The sequence below is a fragment of the Micromonospora sp. DT227 genome (assembly GCF_049841835.1).
In the GTDB taxonomy this organism is placed as follows: Bacteria; Actinomycetota; Actinomycetes; order Mycobacteriales; family Micromonosporaceae; genus Micromonospora.
This window is the reverse complement of record NZ_JBNCLA010000008.1, coordinates 281,326-304,108: the sequence shown is the minus strand read 5'-3', so window position 1 is coordinate 304,108 and position 22,783 is coordinate 281,326. Positions and strand designations below refer to the sequence as shown.

At 73.6% G+C, this 22,783-nt stretch carries 7 protein-coding genes; all 7 read left to right on the top strand.

The window, feature by feature from the left end; genetic code table 11:
- Window positions 1-47: 47 nt before the first annotated feature.
- The 7 genes from ACLQ2W_RS25895 to ACLQ2W_RS25865 all read left to right on the top strand — a co-directional run bounded on the left by ACLQ2W_RS25895 (window position 48) and on the right by ACLQ2W_RS25865 (window position 22,758).
- A complete protein-coding gene (locus ACLQ2W_RS25895) occupies window positions 48-347 on the top strand; it encodes a WXG100 family type VII secretion target (protein ID WP_281938983.1) in 300 nt (99 codons plus the stop codon).
- Window positions 348-362: 15 nt separating this feature from the next.
- Window positions 363-659, top strand: a complete 297-nt coding sequence (locus tag ACLQ2W_RS25890) for a WXG100 family type VII secretion target (protein WP_107157657.1) — start codon at window positions 363-365, stop codon at window positions 657-659.
- A gap of 11 nt (window positions 660-670) precedes the next feature.
- Window positions 671-1,018, top strand: a complete 348-nt coding sequence (locus ACLQ2W_RS25885; protein WP_425789426.1) for a hypothetical protein — start codon at window positions 671-673, stop codon at window positions 1,016-1,018.
- 109 nt (window positions 1,019-1,127) lie between these two features.
- Entirely contained in the window at window positions 1,128-3,317 is a 2,190-nt protein-coding gene (locus ACLQ2W_RS25880) for a WXG100 family type VII secretion target (RefSeq protein ID WP_425789424.1), read from the top strand.
- Window positions 3,318-3,339: 22 nt separating this feature from the next.
- Window positions 3,340-3,756 (top strand): YbaB/EbfC family nucleoid-associated protein, encoded by a 417-nt coding sequence (locus tag ACLQ2W_RS25875; RefSeq protein ID WP_425789422.1) that lies wholly within the window; start codon window positions 3,340-3,342, stop codon window positions 3,754-3,756.
- 3 nt (window positions 3,757-3,759) lie between these two features.
- Window positions 3,760-4,086, top strand: a complete 327-nt coding sequence (locus ACLQ2W_RS25870) for a hypothetical protein (RefSeq protein ID WP_425789420.1) — start codon at window positions 3,760-3,762, stop codon at window positions 4,084-4,086.
- Between the two features lie 48 nt (window positions 4,087-4,134).
- A complete protein-coding gene (locus ACLQ2W_RS25865; protein ID WP_425789418.1) occupies window positions 4,135-22,758 on the top strand; it encodes a hypothetical protein in 18,624 nt (6,207 codons plus the stop codon).
- Window positions 22,759-22,783 lie beyond the last annotated feature (25 nt).

The following is a 22,783-nucleotide window of genomic DNA, read 5'->3' as shown; positions in this document are numbered from 1 at the left end:
GGCCCGGCCGGCACCCCGTCCACCACCGCCGATGTAGGAGGAACACCGTGACCTCACCGCTGAACCAGGTGGATCAGGCCACCATCACCCAGACGCTCAGCGCCTTCGAGACCACCATGGCCGACGTGAACGCCGCCGACCAGTCGGTCGACGCGGTCAGCTCGTCGGTGCCCTGGAGCGGCGACGCCGCCACCCAGTACCGCAACTCGCTGGCCGAGTGGCGCACCGGCCTGAACGACGTCCGGCGCGGACTCGAGATGTTGCGCACCGCCATGACCCAGCACCTGAACATCTCGTCGAACGTCGAGGACGAGGCCGCCCAGAACGCCCGCTGGTACACCAACTGACGAGAGGAAGAGCAGATGGCGACCTATTCCCTGAACCCGAACGGCCTGCTGGACTCCGGTGAGGAGTTGCGCGGTGTCACCCGGGCCATCGACAACTCGCTGACCACCCTTGAGGGATACGTCAACCAGTTCATCGCCAACAACGCCGGCGGCGCCGCCACGGCGTACCAGCAGGCGCAGCAGACCTGGCACCAGGGACTGGCGAAGATGCAGGCGTCGCTCGGCAGCGGCGCCACCGCCATCGACAGCATCCGGGAGAACTACCACATCGCGGACAGCCAGGGTGCGGCGCTGTTCGGCGGAAACGTCTAGGCGGGACCGCGATGCCGATCACCACCGACGACGCCTATCTCACCCGGGCGGCGAGCTCGAACACCCTGATCTCCGAGGAGGTCACCGCCTCGCCGGGAGGGGACATCGCCGGGATCAGCCTCAAGCCCGGGCACAGCAGCTTCTCGCTGGGCGCCCAGGTCCAGAAGGCGGTCTCCGGCGTCGGTGCGAACCTGAGCACCCGGCTCACGGAGATCCGCGACACGGCCAGCAACCGGGCCGCCCAGTTGGCCAACTTCATGGCCGTCACGGACGACACCGAGGGCATGAACGGCCACCAGGCGCAGGAGTTCCTCGCCAACGCGCCGGCCTGGAACACCTCGCCGACGCCCGCCAGGTAGCCACTTCTCCGCCGGCATCGCCGTCCCCGCACGCCATCGCGGCGGACGGCGGTGCCGCGCGGGCCGACGAACCCGGACGCACGCCGCCGGTCGGAGTTGAGGGGATCAGATGACACAGCCGATGGACTGGGACGAGTCGATGCGGGTCGTTCTCGGCACCGACAAGGACATCGACTCGTCCCGGGTCAGCACCCCCGCCTGGCTCGGCCTCGACATGTCGTTCTGGGAGACCTCGGCCGCCACGGAGCAGGACTACCAGCGCCCGTGGGAGCACTGGATGCCCAACGGGAACGACTGGAACAAGATCACGATCTACCGGTACCGCGCCTACAACGACATGGCCAACTTCCAGCTCATCCGCGCCACGGTCTACTTCTACGAGGGCGGCGACAACTCGCCGGCACGCCAGGGCAAGGCGCTTGTCGACGCGAGCCGGGAGATCATCGACGGGATCGACACCAACCAGTACCTCGACCCGGCGATGTTCCGCGACGTCGCCACCCGCTTCCGCAACGTGCACGCCTATCTGACCGGCCCCGGTCAGGCCCGGCTCCGGGCGATGTACGACGAGGTCCACGCCGGGGGGTCGTTCGACGGCTCCGCCGCCGACGTCTTCGCCTGGGCCATGCACGACATGGCGCTCGGCATGCAACGCCTCGCCGAGAACATCAGCGGCCGGTTCGAGCTCAACCACAACCACTACGTGGACACCGGCTGGCCGCACGTGCTCGACCTGACCGCGACCGAGATCGACCGGTTCCGGCAGCGTCTGAAGGACGCGTGGAGCGCCTACACGGCGTATCAGCACCACGACCCGAACACCCTGGTCGACGCGCTGCTCAAGGAGATGGAGCGCCAGGTCGACGCGGCGGACGCGAACGTCGACAGGTCGGCGGCGACCGGCGACCGGCAGGAGACCTGGACGTTGAACTTCGGTTCGATCCTCGGCAAGGCCGGCAACGCCACCTACGACGTCATCAAACAGTCCGAGTGGGTACGGCTGAACAACGACCTGAAGCACGAGTGGCAGAGCCGCTACGACGAACTCGACACCGCCTCGCAGACGGCGACCCGGCTGCTCATCAAGAGCTACAACGACCTGATCGCGGCCTTCGGGCGGGGCGTCATCACTCTGCCGCACGTGCCGTACCCGACGTCGGGCACCGGGGGCAACACGCCACCGCCCGGCATCGACGGCCCTCCACCACCCGGCTTCGACGGCGCCACCCCGCCGCCCGGCGGAAGCGGCGGCTCCGGCGGATCCTTCCCGCCGCCCGGCGGAAGCGGCGGTTTCGACGGGTCCACCCCACCACCCGGGGGAAGCGGCGGCGACGTCGGCGGTGTCTCGAACGCCGCCGTCCCACCACCGGGTGGCGGCAGCGGAGCGCAGTTCGGTGGCGAGTCGGGCGGCTTCGGCGGCGCCGGCGACACGGGCGACTTCGGTGGCGCGGGGGGCGCCGGTGGCGCCGACGTCGCGGGCGGCTTCGACGGTGGATCCGGCGGCGGGTCGGGTGGCTTCGACGGCGCCGGCGGGCCCGGCGGTGGCGGCCTCGACGGCCCCGGCGGGATCGGCGCCTCCGGCGGTGAGACCGGCGGCGGCACGGGTGGTCCTCCCCTGATCGGTGGCGGCATGGCGACCGGCGGCGGTCTGCCGGGCCGGCCGGGCACCGGCGGCGGCTCCGCAGGCGGCACCGCCGGCACCTCGGGCTCCGGCTTCGACGACGAGAACGTCGGCGGTGGGCTCTCCGGGGGCAGCCCGGCCACCATCGATCCCGGCGACGTCGGTTCCAGCGGCTCGGAACTGGGCGGCTTCGACGCCACCGGCGTCCGGACGCCGGGTCAGCCGAGCGGCTTCGCCCTCGGGCCGCTGGGGACCCCGCCGGCGGGCTACGCCGCGGCCGGGCTGGGCAGCCTGCCACCGGGGACGATGGGCGCCGGTTCGCTGGCCTCCGGCGGCGAGAACCTGGCGGCGTTGCCCGGCGCCGCCGCGTACGCCTCGCCGGGCGCGGACGGCACGACCGGCGCGGCCGGCGCCGGCATGGGTGGCATGGGCGGCATGCCGTTCATGCCGCCGATGGGCGGCGGGGGTGGCGGCAACCAGAACGAGAAGGAGCGCGAGCGCAGCACCTGGCTGGCCGAGGAGGAAGAGGTCTGGGGCACCGATCCGGACGTCACCGTCGCCGTCATCGGGCGGGAGGAGTTCGAACCCGAGCCGGCCAGCCGGCCCACCCGGACGCCCGCACCGCCCCGCACGCCGCAGCCGGGCTACGAGCCGTCGCGCGGGCGCGGAAACCGCTAGTCGAGAGGAAAGGCGAAACAGCATGTCCGGTTCCTGGCATGACGAGATCGATCGGGCCTACACCGAGCTGGAGCAGAGCCAGCAGGCCATCACCCGGGTGCAGCACGACATGGCGGACAGGAGGATCACGGTCCGGTCCAGGAACCGGGCGCTGTCCGTCGTCGTCGACGCCCAGGGCGAGGTCGTCGACATCACGTTCCACTCGCGCGGATACCGCTCGATGCCCCCGCGGGAGTTGAGCGAGCTGCTGGTGGAGACCATCGCGGAGGCGCGCCGGCAGGCGGTCGCCGAGGTCGCGTCGATGTTCTCGGCGGTCCTCCCCCAGTCCCTGCCGATCATGGACATGATCAACGGGACCGCCGACATCGACGAGATGATCAGCCAGGCCATGCGACAGGTCCCCGACCTGCCGGACGCACCGGGCGCGGAACGGAGCTGACACATGCCGACCCCACCCCTGCACGCCGACACCGACCTGCTGCGCAGTGAGTCCTTCGCGCCGTTCGTCACACACATGCAGAACGTCATCGACACGCTCGACGCCGCGGTCGACGACTGGCTGCCGGTCGCGACCACGATCCGCGACGCGTCCGACCAGATCCTCAACGAGGGCCTGGCCGCCCAGGTCGAGCAGATCCGCATGCTGCTGTACGGCCTGCGGGACCTGTCCGCGGGCGACGCCGACCAGGTGACCGCGCTCAACCAGTTGCTCGGCGCGGTCGAGGAACTGAACACGGACGTCGCCTCCTTCGGCGGAACGCGTCCATGACGGCCGGCGTCACCTCGACGCCGGCCCCGATCGACGGAGGGGCCGGCCGTGGAGATTGAGATCCCGGACCGGCTCGCCAACTTCCTCTACTGGCTGACCGACCAGAAGTTCCCCGGCGCCAGCGCGGAGAAGATGCGCCGGCTGGCCCGGGAGCTGAAGACGGCGGCCGATCTCGTCGAGGCGGCCGAGCCGAAGCTGGCCGGCGCCGTACGCCGGGTCCAGGAGGGCGTGGGGGGCGAGACGCAGCGGGCCTTCGTGGCCAGCATGCAGGACTACGTCCGCACGCCCGGCTATGTGAGCAACACGGCGGCCCACCTGCACAACGTCAGCGCCACCACCGAGAACGCCGCGATGCGGACCCAGTACCAGAAGTTCAGCATCCTCGGGGCGACGGTCCAGATGTTCATCGAGTTCGTCTGGGCCTTCGCGGCGGCCTTCATCAACCCAGGGATGGCGATGGCCTGGCTCGCCGCCCGCATCGCCATCTTCCGGTTCGTCATCAGGCTGCTGTTCAGCCGCCTGATGCTGGCGGCGCTGGGCGCCGTCGCCACGGAGGCGCTGACCGAGGCGCTGATGGACGCCATCATCCAGCGGATCCAGATGCGGCTCGGCACACGCCGGACGTTCGACCAGGCGCAGTTCTGGCAGGCCGTGCGCGACGGGACCATCGCCGGCCTCGTCGTCGCCGTGCTCGGCCCCGCCTTCGGCAACATCGGCACGCTGCTGAACCGGGTTCCCGTCCGGCCCCGGCAGCTTTCCGACGGCCCGACCCCACCGGTCCCGACCCCGCGCCCCACCCCGAAGCCGGTCCCCGCGCCGCCTCCTCCGCGTCCCACCCCCATTCCCGGTCCGGTCCCGCCGCCGCCACCCGTGCCGGTTCCCGTCGGGCGCGACGTCCCGGTGCGGGCCGGCACCGCCCCGCCCACCCGCCTGCAGCAGGTGCGCCAGCACACCGGGGAGTTCGTCACCGAGGTCGCCGCCTCGGTCGCCATCGAGGTGATCGCCGGGGGTACCGTCTCCGCTGCCAACGGCCAGGGGTTCAGCGTCAGCGCCGCCGCGGCCACCTCGGGCGCCATCAGCGGCACGCTCGACTCGGGCGCCGGATCGGCCGGCACGGCCCTGCACGACCGGTTCTACCCGAACCACCCCTCCCCCGACCGCAAGCGCGACGACGCGAGCCCGGCGACGGTCGATGCCACGGCCGTCGACACGGCGGCGGAACCGACCGCGCTGCCCGACACGGCCCGCCCGGTCGACCCGACGAGCACGACCGGCGCGGACGCCACACCGAACCGGACCGCCTCCGGCATCGTCCCGGGCACAGGCACAGGCACAGGTGCCGGGGCAGGCACAGGCACAGGTGTCGGGGCAGGCACAGGCACAGGTGTCGGGGCAGGCACAGGCACAGGTGTCGGGGCAGGTACAGGCACAGCCGCAGGCACGGCCACGGGCACCGGTGACAACGCCGCGGGCGGGGATCGGGGCCAACCGGGCGCCACGGCCGGCGAGGCGGCCCCGGGTCGGTCGGCGTCGGACACCGCGACACAGTCGGACACCTCGCCCTACGCGGACTCGCCGTTCGACGATCCACGGTCGGCACGCCAGACGTTCGATGACATCGACTTCTCCGACACCTCCTCATTGTCCGACTTCTCCGACACCTCGTCGGTCCGCGACCTCCTCGACGCCGCGTCGGGCCCCGACGCGTTCGACGGCGGCCCGCGGTGGGACGACACCGATCGGACCACCGGCGACGACGGGGCCCTCGGGTCGAATCGCTCCGGCGACCCGGCGTCGGGGGTGGACACCGGCCGGGCGGACGCCGAGCAGGCGCGCGCCGACGCGCCGACACCCGCCACCCCGCTCGCGCCCGTCACCTTCGCGTCGGTCGGCCAGGCCGGCGGGCCGCCCACCTCCGGCACGCCCACGTCCGCCGGCCAGCCCGCGGGCTCCACCGCGACCGCCCCCGGGACGGCCGGCCACAGCCCGGGCGGCACGGCTACCGGACCGGGCGGCACGGCCAGCCAGAACGCGGGCGACGCGTCCACCGGGCCGGGCACCGAGAAGACCGCGCCGGGCACGGCCGGCACCGGGCCCGACCGGGTCGCGCCGGGGGAATACGCGCAGGTCCCGCAACCGCTGGCGCCCGCCGACATCGGCACGCCCGCGACGCCCGGCACGGTGCCGGCCACGGGGGGCGCGCCGGACCGCGTACCCCCGTGGGACCGTGCCGTGGCGGCGGACCCGGCGGCCCGGATGTCCGTGCTCGACGACTGGCTCCGCCAGCGCGAGCAGCGGCCCGGCGCCACCGGCGACCCCGGCCTGGACTGCGTGCCACTGGCCTGGGACGTGTTCGCGAAGGTGCACGGCCGCCGGTCGAATCCGGGCCCCCGCACCGGCCTGGCCGGCGCCGGCCTGGTCGACGCCGGCCGGCGGGGACCCTCCGTCGCCGACACCGCCGAACTGCTCCGGTTGCTCGGCGGCGACACCGCCACCAGCAACGACGGCGCCCGGGTGCTGGCCTACCTGGCGGACAAGCCGGGCGCGATGGCGCTTGTGGTCGCCCGGCCGCAGCGGGACCGCGCGCACGTCTACTGGGTCGTCGCGGACGGTCGCGGGCCGACGGTGACGCTGCGATGGGTGGACCCGCAGCAGCCGGACTCGTTCGATCACGACGTCCGGGTGGACGGGCCGCACACCACGTTCTGGTCCGGGCAGCTCCGCTCGCCGGAGTCGGAGATCCTCGTGCTCGGTCCGGACGGCCGGGCGGTGGACATCGGGGGCGAGCGGTCGGACGTCCAAGCCCGCGGGCTGCTGGACGCGCCGGTCGGCCCGGTCGCCGCGGGCATGCTCCCACGGCAGCAGAAGGAACACCCGCCCGGTGACGCTCCGGTCGAGGGGCCGGAGGGGATCGCCCGGTCCGCGACCGCCACGCCTCTCCGGGAGCACGTCAGCGACCCGGCACCGAGCGCGCGTGCCACCCGCCCGGTTCCGGTCGGTTCCCCGGGCGGGCGATCCCGGCCGCTGCCCGACTCGCCGCCGCGCCCACCGACCCGGTTGAGTGGCTTGTTCTCCCGACCGCAGACGCCTGGCCAGCCCGCGCCCGACTCCCCACCGACGGGGCCGAACTCGCCCCCCGACTCACCGCGTTCGCGCCTGACCCGTCGGCTGGCCCTCGAAGCTCCCGCCCAGGAGACCCAGCAGAGCGTCCTTCAGCGCTTCCGCCGGAGCCTGCACCTGGTCGTCGAGCAGGCTTCGGAGCGTGAGGGTGACGTCTCCGGCCCGCCGCCGGAGGGCTCGGGCAGCCCGACCACCGCTGGGTCGAGCCCGGTGACGGCAGCACGGCCCCGACAGGACAAGGGCAAGGGTCGAGTGCCGTGGGCGCAACGGGGCGCGGAGACGGCCGAGCCCGCCGCCGATGATCTGCCGATCCGCGACGACGACTTCGACGAGGCGGAGATCTCGAAGGCGATCCGCCTCTCCCGCGTCGCCCACCGACGGGCCGGAACCGGTGCCGCGTCCGGGTCGGGCACCGGCGGGGGCGGCCCGACCATCCCGCCCGAGCCACCTCCCGCGCGCCCGCTCCCGCCTCTCGGGCAACCGTCTGCCGCGCGGCACGCAACCGGCGCCGGCAGTCCCCGGACCGGCGTCGGACGGCCACCTGACCCGGCGACGTTCGACGTGGGGGCCGTCGAACGTGACCTCAGGTCCAGCCTCACCGGAGCCGAGCGGAGGATGATCGAGCGGACGGTCGCCAGGGCCCGCGCGCGCGCCATGACGGTCTCCCGCGCCGTCGGCCGGGCGGTGCACGACCTCAACAGCGCCTCCCGCTACGGCCTGAGGCTGGCCGAGCCGGCTGAGGCCACCAAGTCGCCGCATCGCCTGGCGCAGCAGTACGCCGAGCTGAGACAGCGAGAGGACATCTCCCTGGAGCGGTTCCTCACACAGAACGAGGACACCGTCCGCTTCTCGGTGCTGGCCCCCGCCGATCGACACGAGATGCTCCTCTTCGAGGTGTTGAGCGCGCTGCGTCGCCTCGGGCACAACACCGTCGACGACGACGACGGCATCTTCGACCACTGGCGTCCCGGAAACACCCGGTTCGGGGCGACGATCCCGATGCGCGGCCCGGACGGACGGCCCTGGGAACTCCAGATCCACACCGAGCAGTCGTGGCGTTCGGTTCAGCTCACCCGCGAGTTCCACCGGGTGAACCGCCTGGCATCGGCGCCCCTGTCGGCCCGGGTCTCCGCCGTGCTCAGCATGCTGCGGATCAACGACGAGTTGGGGTTGAACCGCGCGAGGACGCTGTTCCCCGACCCCGTGAACAACGGACTGGCCACGCTCGTCGATTCGGACGCCGGTCCGTGGCAGCAGTATCTCGACGGTCTGCTGGTGGCCGGCCGGACCTTCGCCGACGTCGTCGCCGAGCACGGGCTCAGCCTGGCCACGCTCGTCGATCGGGAGCGGCTCCATCTGCCCCCCGACTCTCCGCACCGGTCCGAGACGCCGCTCCCGCCACCGGCCACCGCCCCCGCGGAACACGCGACACACGCCGGGCCGCGGCGGGGCGGGCGGGCGTTCGACGCCCGCCGGGTCGAGCGGGAACTGATCCAGAGCCTCGCCCCCGCCGACCAGGAGGCGCTCTTCGACGCGGCCCAGGTGGCCAAGGAACGGGCGGACCAGACGCTGACGGTGATGCGGCGGGTGACCGACGCCGTCCGGGCGTCCGGCATCGACGTCACCCTGGTCGGCGTCCGGCATCGGGCCAAGACGGTGTCGTCCCTGGCCCGCAAGTTCCGCGACCGGAATCTGCGGGAGCACATCGACCTCGCGACGTTCCTCGCCACCAACAAGGATTCCGTCAGGTTCTCGGTCCGCGTGCCCAGCGTCGGGTACAGCTCGGCGGTCCACACGGTGCTCGCCCGCCTCGAGGCCGAGGGTTACGAACGTCGCGACGACGCCGACATGGTGCCGTTCTGGTGGCCCGGCGGCCGGTGGTTCGGGCTGACCACGACGTTGCGCTACCGCGGCCGGCTGATCGAGGTGGAGTTCCCCACGGCGGCCTCGTGGCGGACCGCGAAGCAGGCCCGGCGCTTCCACGAGGTCGTCCGGCTGAAGACGGCGCCGATGCCGGAGCGGGTGAGCGCCTACCTGAGCCTGCTGCGACTCAACCGGGACAACGGCCTGAACCGGGATCTCCCTCATCCGCTCACCGGTCTGCCGAAGAGCCGGGAGAAAGGGCTCGCGGAACTCGTCCGGGTGCGGGGGAACGAGTGGCGGTCCTATCTGGGCGGACTGGAGCGGGCCGACCGGTCGTTCCTGGACGTCGTTCTCGACCACGGTCTCACCCTGGCCGATCTGCCGTCTCCGGCGGAACTCGGGCTGCCGGACAACTCCCACCACCTGACGGTCCGGTCCACCCGCCGCCGCCCGGAGACCGCCGACACCCTCGGTGCCCTGCCGCTGCTGATGAGCGTCCTGACCGGACCGCGGCCGCAGACGGACCGGGGCGGCGGCTCCCCGGCGAACCGCGCCCGCAGCCTGTCCCGCGACCCGGCCGCCCGGCGTCCCGCCGAAGCCGCGCCGGCGATCCGGCCGGAAGAGCCCGAGCGGTCCCGGGCCGACACGGCGGATAAGCAGCCGTTGACAGTCACCGCCCAACCGCCGCCACCCGTCGCACCGCCGGCACCCGCCACGCCACCGCCGGTCGCGCCACCGCCGACAGCAGCGCCGGCAACCGTCGCGTCACCGCCGGTCGCGCCACCGCCGACAGCACCGCCGGCACCCGCCACGCCACCGGAGCGTCAGCCGTCGCCGGAGCCTCCGGAGGACGAGCGCGGGCTCGGCGACGACCTGTCCGACGACGATCGGCGGGTCCTCGAGGAAGGGGTCCGAGCCGCGCGCGCCCGGGCGAACGAGGCGCTTCCGATCATGCGCGACGCGCTGCGGGTGATCGACCCCGGCGGGCAGCGGGCCCACCTCGTCGGCACCGGCAACCGCACCAAGTCCCTCGCGTCGCTGGCCCGCAAGTACCAGATGCGGCGGATCACCACGGGCCTCACCGCCGAGGCGTTCCTGGCCGGCAACCAGGACGGCGCGCGATTCGCCGTCCAGGTCTCGCCGGTCGGGTACGCCGCCACGGTGCGCGAGGTGCTGGCCGAGCTGGCGCGACGCGACTACACCGTCCGGGGCGACGAGGACGTCAAGAACTTCTGGGTGCCGGGCAACGACTGGTGCGGGCTGCGGGTGATCGTGCGGAACCGGCAGGGTGATCCGCTGGAGGTGCAGTTCCCCACCGAGTCGTCCTGGCGGACGGCCACGATCACCCACCCGTTCTACGAGGTGGCGCGTCGCGGGACGGCGCCGATGTCCGAACGGGTGGACGCCTTCCTGGAGATGCTGCGCATCCAGCGCGACCACGGCCGGCCTCTTCCCACGGATCTCGACGGGCTGCCGTCGGGCCGGTCCCGGAGCTTCGCGCGATTCATCGACCGGAGTCCCGGGTTGTGGCAGACGTACCTCGGCCAGTTGGAGCGGGCCGGCCAGACCCTGTCCGACGTGGTCGTCGCGCACGGCCTGAGCATGACCGAGATCTTCACCGCGGAGGAACGGGAACGCTATGACACCGGACCAGCTCGAATATCACGCGGTGACACCACCGGCGGCGCCGACGCCGACGGGACTGATCGCGGTACGGCTCTGGCCGGGTCCGCTCCAGGCGGTGATCTGGCACGTGCCGCGGCGTCGGTGGGTCCACGCACCGGAGGCAGCGGCGCCGCTGCTGTTCGGCCAAACCGGGCGGAGCCGGTCGGTGAGTCGGCCGGAGGCGGCGCGGATCGCGCGGGATCACCTGGGCTCCGAGCTACCGACGGAGGCGGAACTCCTCCGGATCTGCCGGCGGGGCGCAGTGGGTCGATAGCAGATCGACCGGCGCCCACGGAGGAGCCGACACCGCCGCCCGACCCGATCCGCCTCCCCTTCCGCCGCCCCGCCGGCTCGTCGACACCCGTGGAACCGGAGCGGTTGCGGACCGAGGACCGTGCCCTGCTGCTGGGCGACGGCAACCACCTGCTGGCCGCCGTCCTCTACGGCGAACTCGACAACGTCGACGAGCAGGCGTTCCAGAACGAGGTGGTGCGGGCCGACCTGACCCGGCTGCGTGACGAACGGGCCCAGCAGCGACGCGTGATCAGCACCACCGCGCTCACCGACGTCGTGGCGGACCTGCACGATCTCCTCGTCCCCCGGATCGCTCAGCTCACCGCGGCCCAACTCGCGGAGATCCGGGCGGCGACGGCCGTCGTGCCGGCCGGTGACGACGCCGCCCTGCGCGCCACCCTGGCGGACCTGCTGCGCCCCGACACTCCGCACGACCAGCCCGACGTCGGACCGATGCTCGTCGCGGTGCTGCTCGGACGGCCGGTCGTCGTGGACGACGGCACCCGCGCCCGGTCGTTCTCCCCGGCCGGCGCGACAGGTGTCCCGATCCGGCTCTATCGCCACGCTCAGGCCGGCACCGGCCACGCCGCCTTCCACGCCTACGTCGCCCCGCCCCCGGCGCCCCCGGCACCGGCGGCCACCCCGACCATGCCGGTCGCGCCCCCGGCGGAACCGGTCGCCCCGGCCGCGGTCAACGATCCGCCGGTCGCGCTGCGGTTCGTTCCCGGCCGTCACGAGACGCTCGCGGACGACGGCGTCGACCTGGACGAGCTGGCCGGGAGCATCGCCGACCGGGTGGTCCGCACGGCCGCCCACCGGCCGCCCGAGGGCGCTCCGGTCATCGTCACGATCGAGGGCCACGGCGACGGCCCCCCGCGACTCCTCGGGCGCTCGCCGGCCGGGCTGGGGCGTCGGCGGGCGCAGTGGCTGGCCGGCACGCTGGAACAGCGGGTCCGGCAGGAACTCTCCCGGGCCACCGGCGGCGACCCGCCCATCGTCCTCTTCCGGCACCGGCCGGCGGCGACGGCGTCGGACCGGGATCGCGGCGGCAGGTTCCGGCGTACGCTGCGGCGACTGGCGGCGGGCGGGCGGCCGACACCGGGCGGCGGAGCCCCGCACGTCGGCACGGTCACCGTGCACGTCGCCATCGCCGACTCCTGGGACAGCCACCGGCGAGCGGTCGACCCGCCGCCCCCACCGGCCCGCGCCGCCGTCCCGGTCGGCGGTGGCCAGCTTGATCCGATCGCGTACGCCGCGGGGATCCCGGCCCACGCGCTGCCCGACCTCGACCGGCTCACCGGCCGGCTCATCAGGTACGCCCGGCAGCACGGGGTCCCCGAGGACGCCACGGCCCGGGACCGGATCCGCGGGGTGCTGGGCAACAACTACCGGCATCTGGTCGGCGACGGGATGGTCGTCTTCATCGGCAACGTGGAGGTGCGGGTACGCCTGGAGTTGACCGACCCCCGCCAGGAGTTCGCGCCCGGGCCGACCACCGCCGCCAGGACCGGGGCCGGCGCGGGGCGGCCGGACGGGGAGCCCGGCCCGCCGCCCGCCCCGGCCGGACGGGCCGCTCAGGTGCGCGCCACCGAGACGATCCACGGCACCTTCCAGGTCGGCGCGCACAGCGAGAGCCACTCGGGCCCGATCAGCTGGTTCCGCTTCGGTGGCTCGCCCGGGTTCGCGTTCGGCGTGCCGCACCTGCTGCTCTCGGTGCGGATCGGCGCCGCGGTGCGGTTCGTCCGCAACCTCGTCAACCGGTCCACCGGCACGGTGCGCGACGCCGAGGTCGGCCGGGTCGAGGACACCCGCGAGGACGCCGCCCTGCTCTCCGCCGCCGCGCGGTACCACCTGCAGGTGCGCCACCAGGCGACCCAGAGCTGGGCCGACCTGCCCACGTCCACGCTCGACGCCGCCGAACGGCTGACCCTCGCCCTGCCGGAGAAGTATCTGGAACGGGCCGAGCCCGGCCGGGCCGACCGACTGGCCGCCACGATCCGGCCGAACGCGCGCGCGCCCCTCGGCGCCGACCGGCGTCTGCCGAAGGTCTTCTACGCCTCCGGGCTCACCAGCCTGCATCTGCTCGCCGACGACATCGTCCGGCAACTGGAACGGGAACGCGGACCGATCCCCCTCGGGCATCCGCTGCGGTCCGACGTCTGGCACCGTGTCTCCAACCTGGACACCCACCTCGACAAGGCGGTCAACCGGTACCGCGGCTACGCGTTCACGGTTGTGGAGAACGGCCGGGTCGTCGCCGACGTCCGGATCCGCACCCGGCGGATCGGGCACGGGCGTCCGGTGAGCGCGCCCAGCGACAAGGCGCACGTCGAGGAGGTCCGGACCGCCATCTCCGGTACCACCGCCGGGTCGTCGGTCACCAACGAGGCCAGCATCGAGCCCAGCCTGGAGTTCCTCGTCGCGCGGGTGCCGAAGCTGAGATTCGCGGTGAAGCTGCCGTACGCGCGGTGGAGCTGGACCAACCGGAACGGCAACTCCGCCGGCCGGCTCGGTCTCTGGGTCCTCGTCTCGCGCTACGCCAGCTTCACCTCGGCGTACCAGTTGGAGTTCGCCCACCAGGCCACGGTGCAGGTGCGGCGACGTCGCAACGTGCTGGTCAGGGCCGGCTCGGCGGTACGGGGGAGGCGGCCGCGCACCCGGCACGACCATCCGGGCGCTACCTACCAGCCGCTTGAGATCAGGGGTCGGGCGATGGTCCGGGTGCCCACCGCCGACGCCGTCGCGTACGGCATCGAACCACCGTCGAAGCCGGGAGCGACGCCCACACCGGAGGCGTCCCCGGCGGTCGCCGACGCGGCGCCACCCACCGTGCCGGAGCACGCGCGCCGGGGCCGGGGCATCGGCAAGGGCATCGTCGAGGTGGACCCGCAACTCGTCGACAGACTGGTCGACCGGGTCGAACGGGAACTCGCCAGGTTCGGCTACGTGGTACGCGACCCCGATGCGGCCTTCGAACGCCGCTCCTGGTTCAGCCGCAAGCGGGACAGCCAGGTCAACAACGGGGTGCTGCTGCGCAAGCTCATCTCCACCGCCGCGCTGGAGTCGAACTTCGACGGTGTCCACCAGGGCGGATTCTCGATCACCGTGCGGAAGCGGCACACCGGGTGGTTCACCACCTTCGGCGTCCGTTCGGCGCGCGTGACGATCGAGGCCCGCCCGCGGGAGGTCCAGGACAAGCGCGGCCTGACGGTCCCCGTCGACCCGACCTCCGATCCCCGCCGCACCAGCGAGCGGCACATCGTCAACCTGGAGATGGGGCTCGACTCCGGCGGCTCCTCGGCCGGCGGCGGGCAGGGCTTCGCGGCCGGCACGAAGCTGCGGTTCCTGCCCACCAAGACCGGCCGGCAACTGCAGGGAGCCGGCATCGGTGTGGAGTGGGACCGGGGCGTCGGCGGCGACGAGTCGGTCAACCAGGTCAGCAACATGCCCCGCCTGATGGAGTACCAGGGCGAGCTGACCGAGTTCGAGGTGACGACCCAGTACGGGGTCGTCATCGAGCACGACCGCCAGTGGTCGTGGAAGCAGCTCGTGAAACGCGTCCTCGGCCGGTCGGTCGACACCCGTCGCCTGCCGACACCCCTGCCCCCGATCCCGAGCACCGCGACGGTCCGCGTCGTCCCCGCCTTCAACACGAAGCCGGCGCACAGCCCGGAGCGGGCCGCCACCGGCCGGAAGGACACCCCGGTCGCGGTGCTCGACAACGCCGCCGTCTCCTATCTGGACGTGACCGGGCTCCTGACCACCGCTCGTGGCCGGATGCAGCGGATGGCCAAGCCTGGCGGCACGGCCGACGAGGAGATCTCGACCTTCCTCAACCACGCCCAGGTCCTCTCCCACTTTCCCGAGGTGGCCAGGGGCCGCTACACCACCGACACGTTCTTCACGTCGAAGTTCTGGCGCGACAAGCACCGGGCCGTGTCGCTCAAGGCGGATCTCGGCGCCTCCCAGTTCGTGGGCGCGACCAGCGACCCCTACGTGCTGGGTCTGATCAAGCTCTCGCTGACCCAGGCGGGCCAGTCGAGCAGCCGCCGGCGGGGCGTCGCGGTGACGCCGCTCGACCTGGGCGCCGGCGGGGATCCCGGGCGGTCGAACGTGACCGGGGTGAGCGCGTCGCTGACCCACGCGATGCGGTGGGGCCGGAGCCGTTCCCGCTCGACCAAGCAGACCGGCGGTCGCGAGTCGCTGGAGCTCAACTTCCAGCGCGCCTACGCGTTCCGCGCGAAGGTCCGCTACGACCTGCGCATCGGCAAGACCAAACGCGCCAAGCTGCTGCCGAACAGCAACTATCCCCCGGTCGCCCGCCCGATCACCGACGTCGAGCCGATGATCTACCTGCTGTCCGAGCCGGACGCCCTGGAGCACTACGCCCGGGGTGACGTCCCGCTCGACGACGAACAACTCCTGGACATCGTCGCCCGGTGGGTCGGCGGTGACCTCAAGGTCTCGCACCAGCTCATGGCCCGCGTCCTCATCCAGTGGGAACGGACCGCGGCCGCCGAGGACGAGCCGGACCGCCACCACGACCTGCGGACCGACGCCGCCCGCGAACTGGCCCGCAGCCATGCCTGGACCGACCTGGCGATGTCGCCCGAGGTGATCGGGGAGTTCGAGCCCCTCTTCGACACCACTGTCGTCCCGACCGCGGCCGCCACCCGGAAACTCGGCCTTCCGCCCTACCTGCGGCCCGGCCCGGGCGCCTCGCTAGGGCACAGCGGCATCCACTCACTCACCCTCAGCGACGGGACGCCCCTGTCCGACGTCGTGATCGACGCCGTGGACCAGTTCGAGCCCGGCCTGCTCGGCAAGACCCACGACCGGCTCGTCCCGCCGCCGGACACGACGCCGCGCCGCCCGTGGTGGCGTCGTCGCGCCCAGGTCTCACCGTACGTGGGGCGGTTGCAGGGCGGCCTCGACGCGATCCAGGCGCTGTTCGACGGCGGGCGGGACCAACCGCTGCTGGAACAGGTCCTCTCCCCGGACGGGGTATCGCTCTACTTCGCCAACCCGCACGGCTGGTTCGGTCAGGACATGGTCGAGGTCCGGGTCAGCGCCACGTTGACCAGCCGACCGGAGTTCGGCGACTACGTGCGCGGCAGCGGCCTGGAAACCTACCGCCACCGGTACGTCGAGCGCCGCGCGGCGACGGACCGGCAGTTCACCCGCGGCACCTCGGCCGGGTTGAAGCCCACGTTCGAGCACCGGCCCGACACCCCGCCGACGCTGGAGGAGCAGCGCAGGTCCGCCCAGCAGCGGGTCACCACCGGACCCGGCGTCCGGTTCGCCGACGGGGTGAGCCGGTCACGGGCGACCACCGAGCAGTTCACCTACGAGTCGACCACCTACGACTGGGGCAACTACTACCGGGCGACGGCCGACGTCGAGTTCACCGTCGAGGTCCGGCGGCTCAAGCTCGGCGGGCGACGCGTCACGAACTGGCTGACCAGCAAGGTCCTCTCCCGGTTCCGCGGCGGCGCACGGCCGCCCCTGTCGCCGGCGGCCTCGCGCAGCTGGGTGGCCCGGACGCTGGGCCGGTTCCGCCGGACCGAACGGTTCCTCCCGCCGCGGACCGTCCGCGGCTCGGTGGTGTTGAAGGTTCCGAAGAGTGTCGCCGAGGCCACCCCGGCGGCGGCGCCGACCGGCCTCCGGTCCGACGTGAACCCGACCGCGCTGCCCAAGGACGCCTTCGTCGACAGCGTGCAGGTGCACGGCGCCGAGGCGGCCAGCCGCCGGCTGCTCGGGGCGCTGTTCGAGCGGCCGGTCAAGTGGAACCGGTGGGTGCCGTCGCGCTGGGTGACCCGGCCCGGCTACCACACCAGCGCCTCCGTACGGGCCCTGGTGACGCGCGACCTGCTGGCCGCTCTCACCCCGGAGGCCATGAGCCCGGACGGGGTGCAGGTCGCCGCCGACGCCTTCGTGCCCGGTCACTCGAGCCGACGGGCCGACCTCACGCTGCGCTGCCGGCTGGAGAACATGGAGATCGTCTCCGAGCTCGACGGCACCGGCACCGGCCGGTACGCGAAGTACCAGCAGGGGTTCAGCGCCTCAACCACCCACGACACGCCCTACCTGGCCGCCGGTCTGAGCGCGGGCGGCCCGGCCAAGCTGAGCGTCACCGACGGCTCCAACCCCAGCGAGGCGTACGGCGCGCACCGCACCGAGGGCGACACCGACCTGAGCCGGCAGGCGCCCAAGTCGCACACCAGCACGTTCGCCGACGCGCACCGGCGGGAGGAGCACGTCAAGCAGCAGGGCCCGACCGTCCTGGTGCGGATGTACGGCCGGTACCGGCTGGAGGGGCACAAGCACATCGTGCACTGGTGGCGCCCGACGTCGTGGGGGCGGCGCCGGATCAGCGACGAGTTCAGCGGCGACGTGTACGTGCAGATGTCCAGAGCCGACTACGACGCGCTGGTGGCCGAACAACGCCGCGCCGAGTTCGGCAGAAGGTCGGACCCGGCCGGACGGGACCGCACCCGCCCACCGGTCGCCGGGCCGCAGTCGCCGAGCCTCGACCTGGTCGACGCGTTCGCCCGGCTCGACCCGGACGGCGCCACGCCGGCGCCGGACGGCCCGGACCTGGCCCTGCTGGGTCTCGCGCGGGACCTCGGCGGCCCGGTCGGGGTCGACGCGGAGGACGTCCTCGTGGTGGAGGTCGACACCGCCGGCCAGGCCCGGCAGCTCCGCGAGTCCGTGGACGGGTGGGCCGCCGGACACCTCACGCCCGCGCAGATCGCCGCCGTGCACGAGGCGGATCCGGCCGGCCGGGACCTGGTCACCCGGATGGTCGACGCGGTGCACGCGGCGGCCCAGGCCGGAGCCCGGCCGGAGCCGCCGTTGCACATCCGGCTCCTGGACGACCCGCTACGCGCCGCGCGGGCGCTGGCCCGGGCGCTGCGCGTGCCGGTGGAGCTGCGACGGCGGGACCCGGCCGGCGGCGTGACCGACCGGTTCGGCGTCGCGCCGGACGGCTGGTACGTCGAACTCGAGCCGACGATCGGCAGCCGGCGGGCGGTGGCCGCGGAACTCGCCGTGGACACGCTCCCGCCGCACCTGATCGACAGTGCCGTGCGGCTCGGCGTCACCCGCGACGAGTTGGTCGAGCTGGCCCGGCGACCCGAGGGCCAGTTTCCGGCCGAGGCGGAGCGGTTCCTCCGCGAGCGGGAACGGGCGGCCCGCCCGCCCGCGTCCCCGCCGTTGTCGGCCGAGCAGGACGGCGCCCTCACCGCCCACGGACTGGTCCCGCTGGCACCGGAGTCCGGGCCGGACTCCTGGTTCCGGGCCCTTTCCGCGACCGCGCGGCGGCAACCCGACCCGACGGCGGAGGTCCGGCAGGTCGCGGCGGCGACCACCGCCGCCGAGCTACGGACGCTGATCGCCCGGCGGCAGGGACTCCCGGACGACGCGCCACCGCCACCCCTGGCGACCGTCCCGGCGGTGCTGGGCGTCGAGGTGCAGACGATCGCCGCCGACGGGACCGTGACCAGCAGCGGGCCGACCACCGGCCGGCCACTCGTGCTGGCCGAGGTGGGCGGGAACGAGTTCCGCCCGACCGGACCGGTGGCGACCCCGGTGGTCAAGCTGCGTCGACGGCGGCCAGTCACGTTCCTCTCCCCGGAGCGGGCCGCGTCCGACGAGCCCGGCGGGGACACCACGGTGACGACCCCGGTCGCGCGACGGCACTCCACCCCGATCAGTCGAACCCTGACCGAGGTCGCCCCCGAGGACCGGACGGTTCCGAACCACGTGCCGGCGGCCCGCAACCCGGCGACGACCGAGCCGGCCCCGCCGGCCCTGAGCCAGCACCGGACCCGGCGGATCGCGCTGGACGACCGGCTCGTCGAGATCACCAGCCGGCTCCGGGAGCACATCAGCGGCCAGTCCGATGCCCGGGTACGGCAGGAACGGACGGCGGAGGTGGACGGGCTCACCGAGGCCGGGACCGACAGCCGCCTCGCGGACACGGCCCAGCTCGTCCAGACGCTCACCGAACTGCTCGCGACGTATCAGCGCACCGACGCGGAACGACAGTCGGTGCTGCGCCTGCGGCAGCGGCATCCGGTGGACCCGCCACCCGCGAGCGGCGACGATTCCGGTGGTCCGCGCGTGCGAAGCGACGCCGAGGTCCGGCTACGGCACTACCTCGCGACCAACGACCCGGACGGCGCGCGACTGCGCCACCTCGAGGACCTCCTCACGACCGGCTCCGACGAGCGGATGCTCGACAACCTCATCGCCGCCCGGCTGGAGCACTACGAACGCGAGGACACCGACCTGGCCGCGGCGCCGGCCTGGTGGCACGAGGGCAGCCGGAACCGCCCCGGCGAGTTCTACGCCCCCCGCGCCCACCAGCAGCGGTGGCTCAGGGCGAACGGCCTTCAGGTGGGTTGGGTGCCCGACGACGGGAACTGCGTGTTCGCCGCGACGCTCCGCACCGTCGGGACGGACCGCGTCACCGAGGCCGCCCGGCTGGTGGCCCTGGCCGCGGGGCTCCCGGGTGCGGTACGCGTCGACGACCCGCTCGCCCTGCGGGCGTTCCTCGCCGCCGTGTTGCGGCGGTCGCTGGAGCAGCAGCACATCCGTGACACGTTGCGCCTGGCCGAGGCCGCCATCCACCCGGCGGCCCACGACATCGCCCGGACCGGGCAGGCGCTGCTGACGATCGAGGACCTGGCCACGTCGATGGCGACCCCCGGCGAGTACGACAACGACCAGGGAGACCATTACTGGTTGGTGGTGACCCAGGTCCTCCGCTGGGCGACCGACCTCTCCACCGCGCGGGGCGGCGACCTCCGCGTCGATCTGCAAGGGCTGTCGGAGGGCACCGTCGAGGCGGTGCTCAGTGGCGGCGGTGGCACCACGCCGACCCACGTCATCGTCCTGGTCAACCAGCACTTCCTGCCCACCCGGAGACGACCGTTGGCCGGCGGCCGGGACGTGACCGTCCTACCCGCCGAGGTGGCGTGGGACCTGCCGCTGCCCCGGACCGGGAAGGGTTCGCCGGTCGGGCTCGCGCGGCTGCGGAGCGAGGTGGAGACGGCCGCGCACCGCGTCCCCGCGCTCGACAAGCGGGTGCGGATCGCCGTGGCCGACCGGGGTACGGCCGGCGAGGACGCGTGGGCCTCGTGGCGGAGCTTCGTCGACGGCGTGGCCGCGCTGCACGCCCGCATCGACGGGGTGACCGAGCGGACGCTGCCCGCCACCCGTACCGAGTTCGGCAACCTGCTGCTCACCTATCAGCTCGCCCATCGTCGACTGGCCGACCTGGGCACCGAACTGCCCGGCAGCCGGCAGCTGATCGCGCCGATCGACGGACCGCGGGACGGGGTGCCGGTCGCTCCCGGGGTACGCCGACCACGCCGCCGCGGCGAGCCGGAGGGCCTGCTCGGCGGCGCCACCGGCCTCGAGGTGGAGTTCGCCGGCCTCGCGCTCACCTTCCCGGTGCTGCCGGCTCCGAAGACGACGCTGTTCCACCTGGCCGACCTGTTGGCGGTCACCTACGACACGAACCGCCGGAGTTTCATCCTGGAGGTCGTCACGGCGCCGACGGGTGTCCTGCCGGGCGAGGAGAACCGGGCCCGCCGGGACGAGGTGCTCGACGCGCTCGACGCGGTGAACGCCGCGCTGGCCTCGGTGAGCGGGCCCACCCTGCTGTCCGACCTTTTCCCGCCGGAGCACGGCTTCGCACACCACGTGCAGGGCGTCTCGATCCGGCCCAGGCCGGACGAGCCGCACACCCGCTACGTGCAGTTCACCGTCGGCGCCCCGATGCACGCCCTGGTCGCCCCGCTGGAGTTCATCGCCGCCGGCACCTACAACGAGAACTCCCGTCGACACCTGCTCGACGGACTGGACTTCTCCCAGGTGGTGACCACGTCCTATCTCACCCAGGTGCTCGGGTCGCCGGTGCCGCCCTTCGCACTGCCCTTCCTCACCGACGTGCCCGGCACCGAGGAGCTACGCGGCTACCTCGCGCTGCTCTACACGCAGGTCGTCGCGATGCTGCACCAGCGGGTCGCGCCGCCGCGCTCGCGCCTGATCAGCAAGAACTATCTCGCGGCGGGCCTGCGTACCTCGGTGTCGGGGCTGCGCGCCCAGCTACCCCCACGCGTGCAGAGCTTCCTGCACGAGCAGCGCGACCGGATCACCGAGATCCTGCTGGCGGGCTTCACCGATCGGGTCGCGCACTCCCTCCACGCCGACGCCCTGCTGGACACGAGCCTGCGCAACCCCGCCGCCGGCAGCGTTCGTGACTACCTGCGAAACGCGCTGAGCCCGACGGGGGCCGGCAACATGCCGATCAGTCAGAAGGACGCGGTCAGCATCAGCGGCTCCTTCGCCATGGACGACAACGACGGTGCGCTTCCGACCCCGCTGGCCGTCGTCGAGGTGCGCCACATGGGTGACGTCACCATGGACGAGTCGCAGCTTCACCGGCACCTCAAGTCCTTCGATCACCTCATCCGCGCCGGGTACGAGCGCGAGGCGGCGGACTGGAACCGTCCCTCGGCGCTGCGGGCGCGGGTGCTCGTCGCGGTGCGCCGCAGCCAGGCGGGCCTGGCCGTACCGGCCTCGGTCGGCCGCCTCCGCACCGCGCTGATCGACACGCCCGCGCTGGCGGCGGACTGGCTGACCTCCGACGCGCGACACCCGGAGGCGCGGCTGGCCGACGCCGACGGGGTGCTGCTGCTTGAGCTGGTGGCGGCGGCGATGGCCGGCGCGGACGTACGCCCGCTCCTGGAGCCGGCGCTGGCGGTGGCGCTGCGGTATGCGCGCACGCTGAACCTGGCTCGTCAGCGCGTCCTGGACCGCCACGCGGAGATCCTGGTGAACGCACGTGACCAGTGGATCGAGGTCGTCCGGGCCCTGCACGAGCACCGGTTCCCCGGCGGTCCGGTCCCGGACCTGGCCGCGCTGACCGCCGACGACCCGTCGGACGACCAGATGTCCGACGACTACCTTTCCGACGACACGACGTCCGACGACACGATGTCCGCCGACGACGAGGCCACCGACGACGACACGATGTCCGCCGACGACGAGGCCACCGACGACGCCACCGACCCGTCGCACGCCGACCCGGGACCCGAGGGACCCGGCACGCCTGCGGGAGACGAGCCGGCCGCCACGCCCGGGACGCGCTCCGCTGGCAGCCGTTCGCTGGAGCACACGGATCCGCTGCACCCGCCGGGCCGGAGCGCCGAGCCCTCGGCAACCTCCGCCGAGACCCGGACGGCGCCCGCCGAGCCCCCGACCACGCGGGCCGACATCACGGCCGCCCTCGCCGGGGCCCCGGTGGTCCACCCGGTCACCGCGCCACGCTCCGGCACCGCACCGGCCGCCAGGCCGGCCGCGCCGCCGCCGGTGGCACGGCCCCGGCCCACGCTGAGCCGATCCCTCACGCGTGCGGCCCGGGACGAGTACGAGGCCGTGCTGGCGAGCCTGCGTGAGCACATCGCCGGCAACCGGCGGGCCGAGACCAGATCGCGGACCCTGGAGACGTACACGACCGCCGGCATGGACGGCGGCGTCACCGAGATCCGGGAACTGACCGCCGTCCTCCGCCACCTGCTCGACCGCTACCGGGCGGAGGATCTGGGTCCGGCCGAGGCCCCGATCTCCCCCGGCGACGAGAACACCGCCGGTGCGGAGGACCCGCAGGGCACGGCCGGCAGGTCGGCGACGCCGTACCCCGACGACGGCGGGACCTGACCCGGTCGTGCGATGAACCCGACGC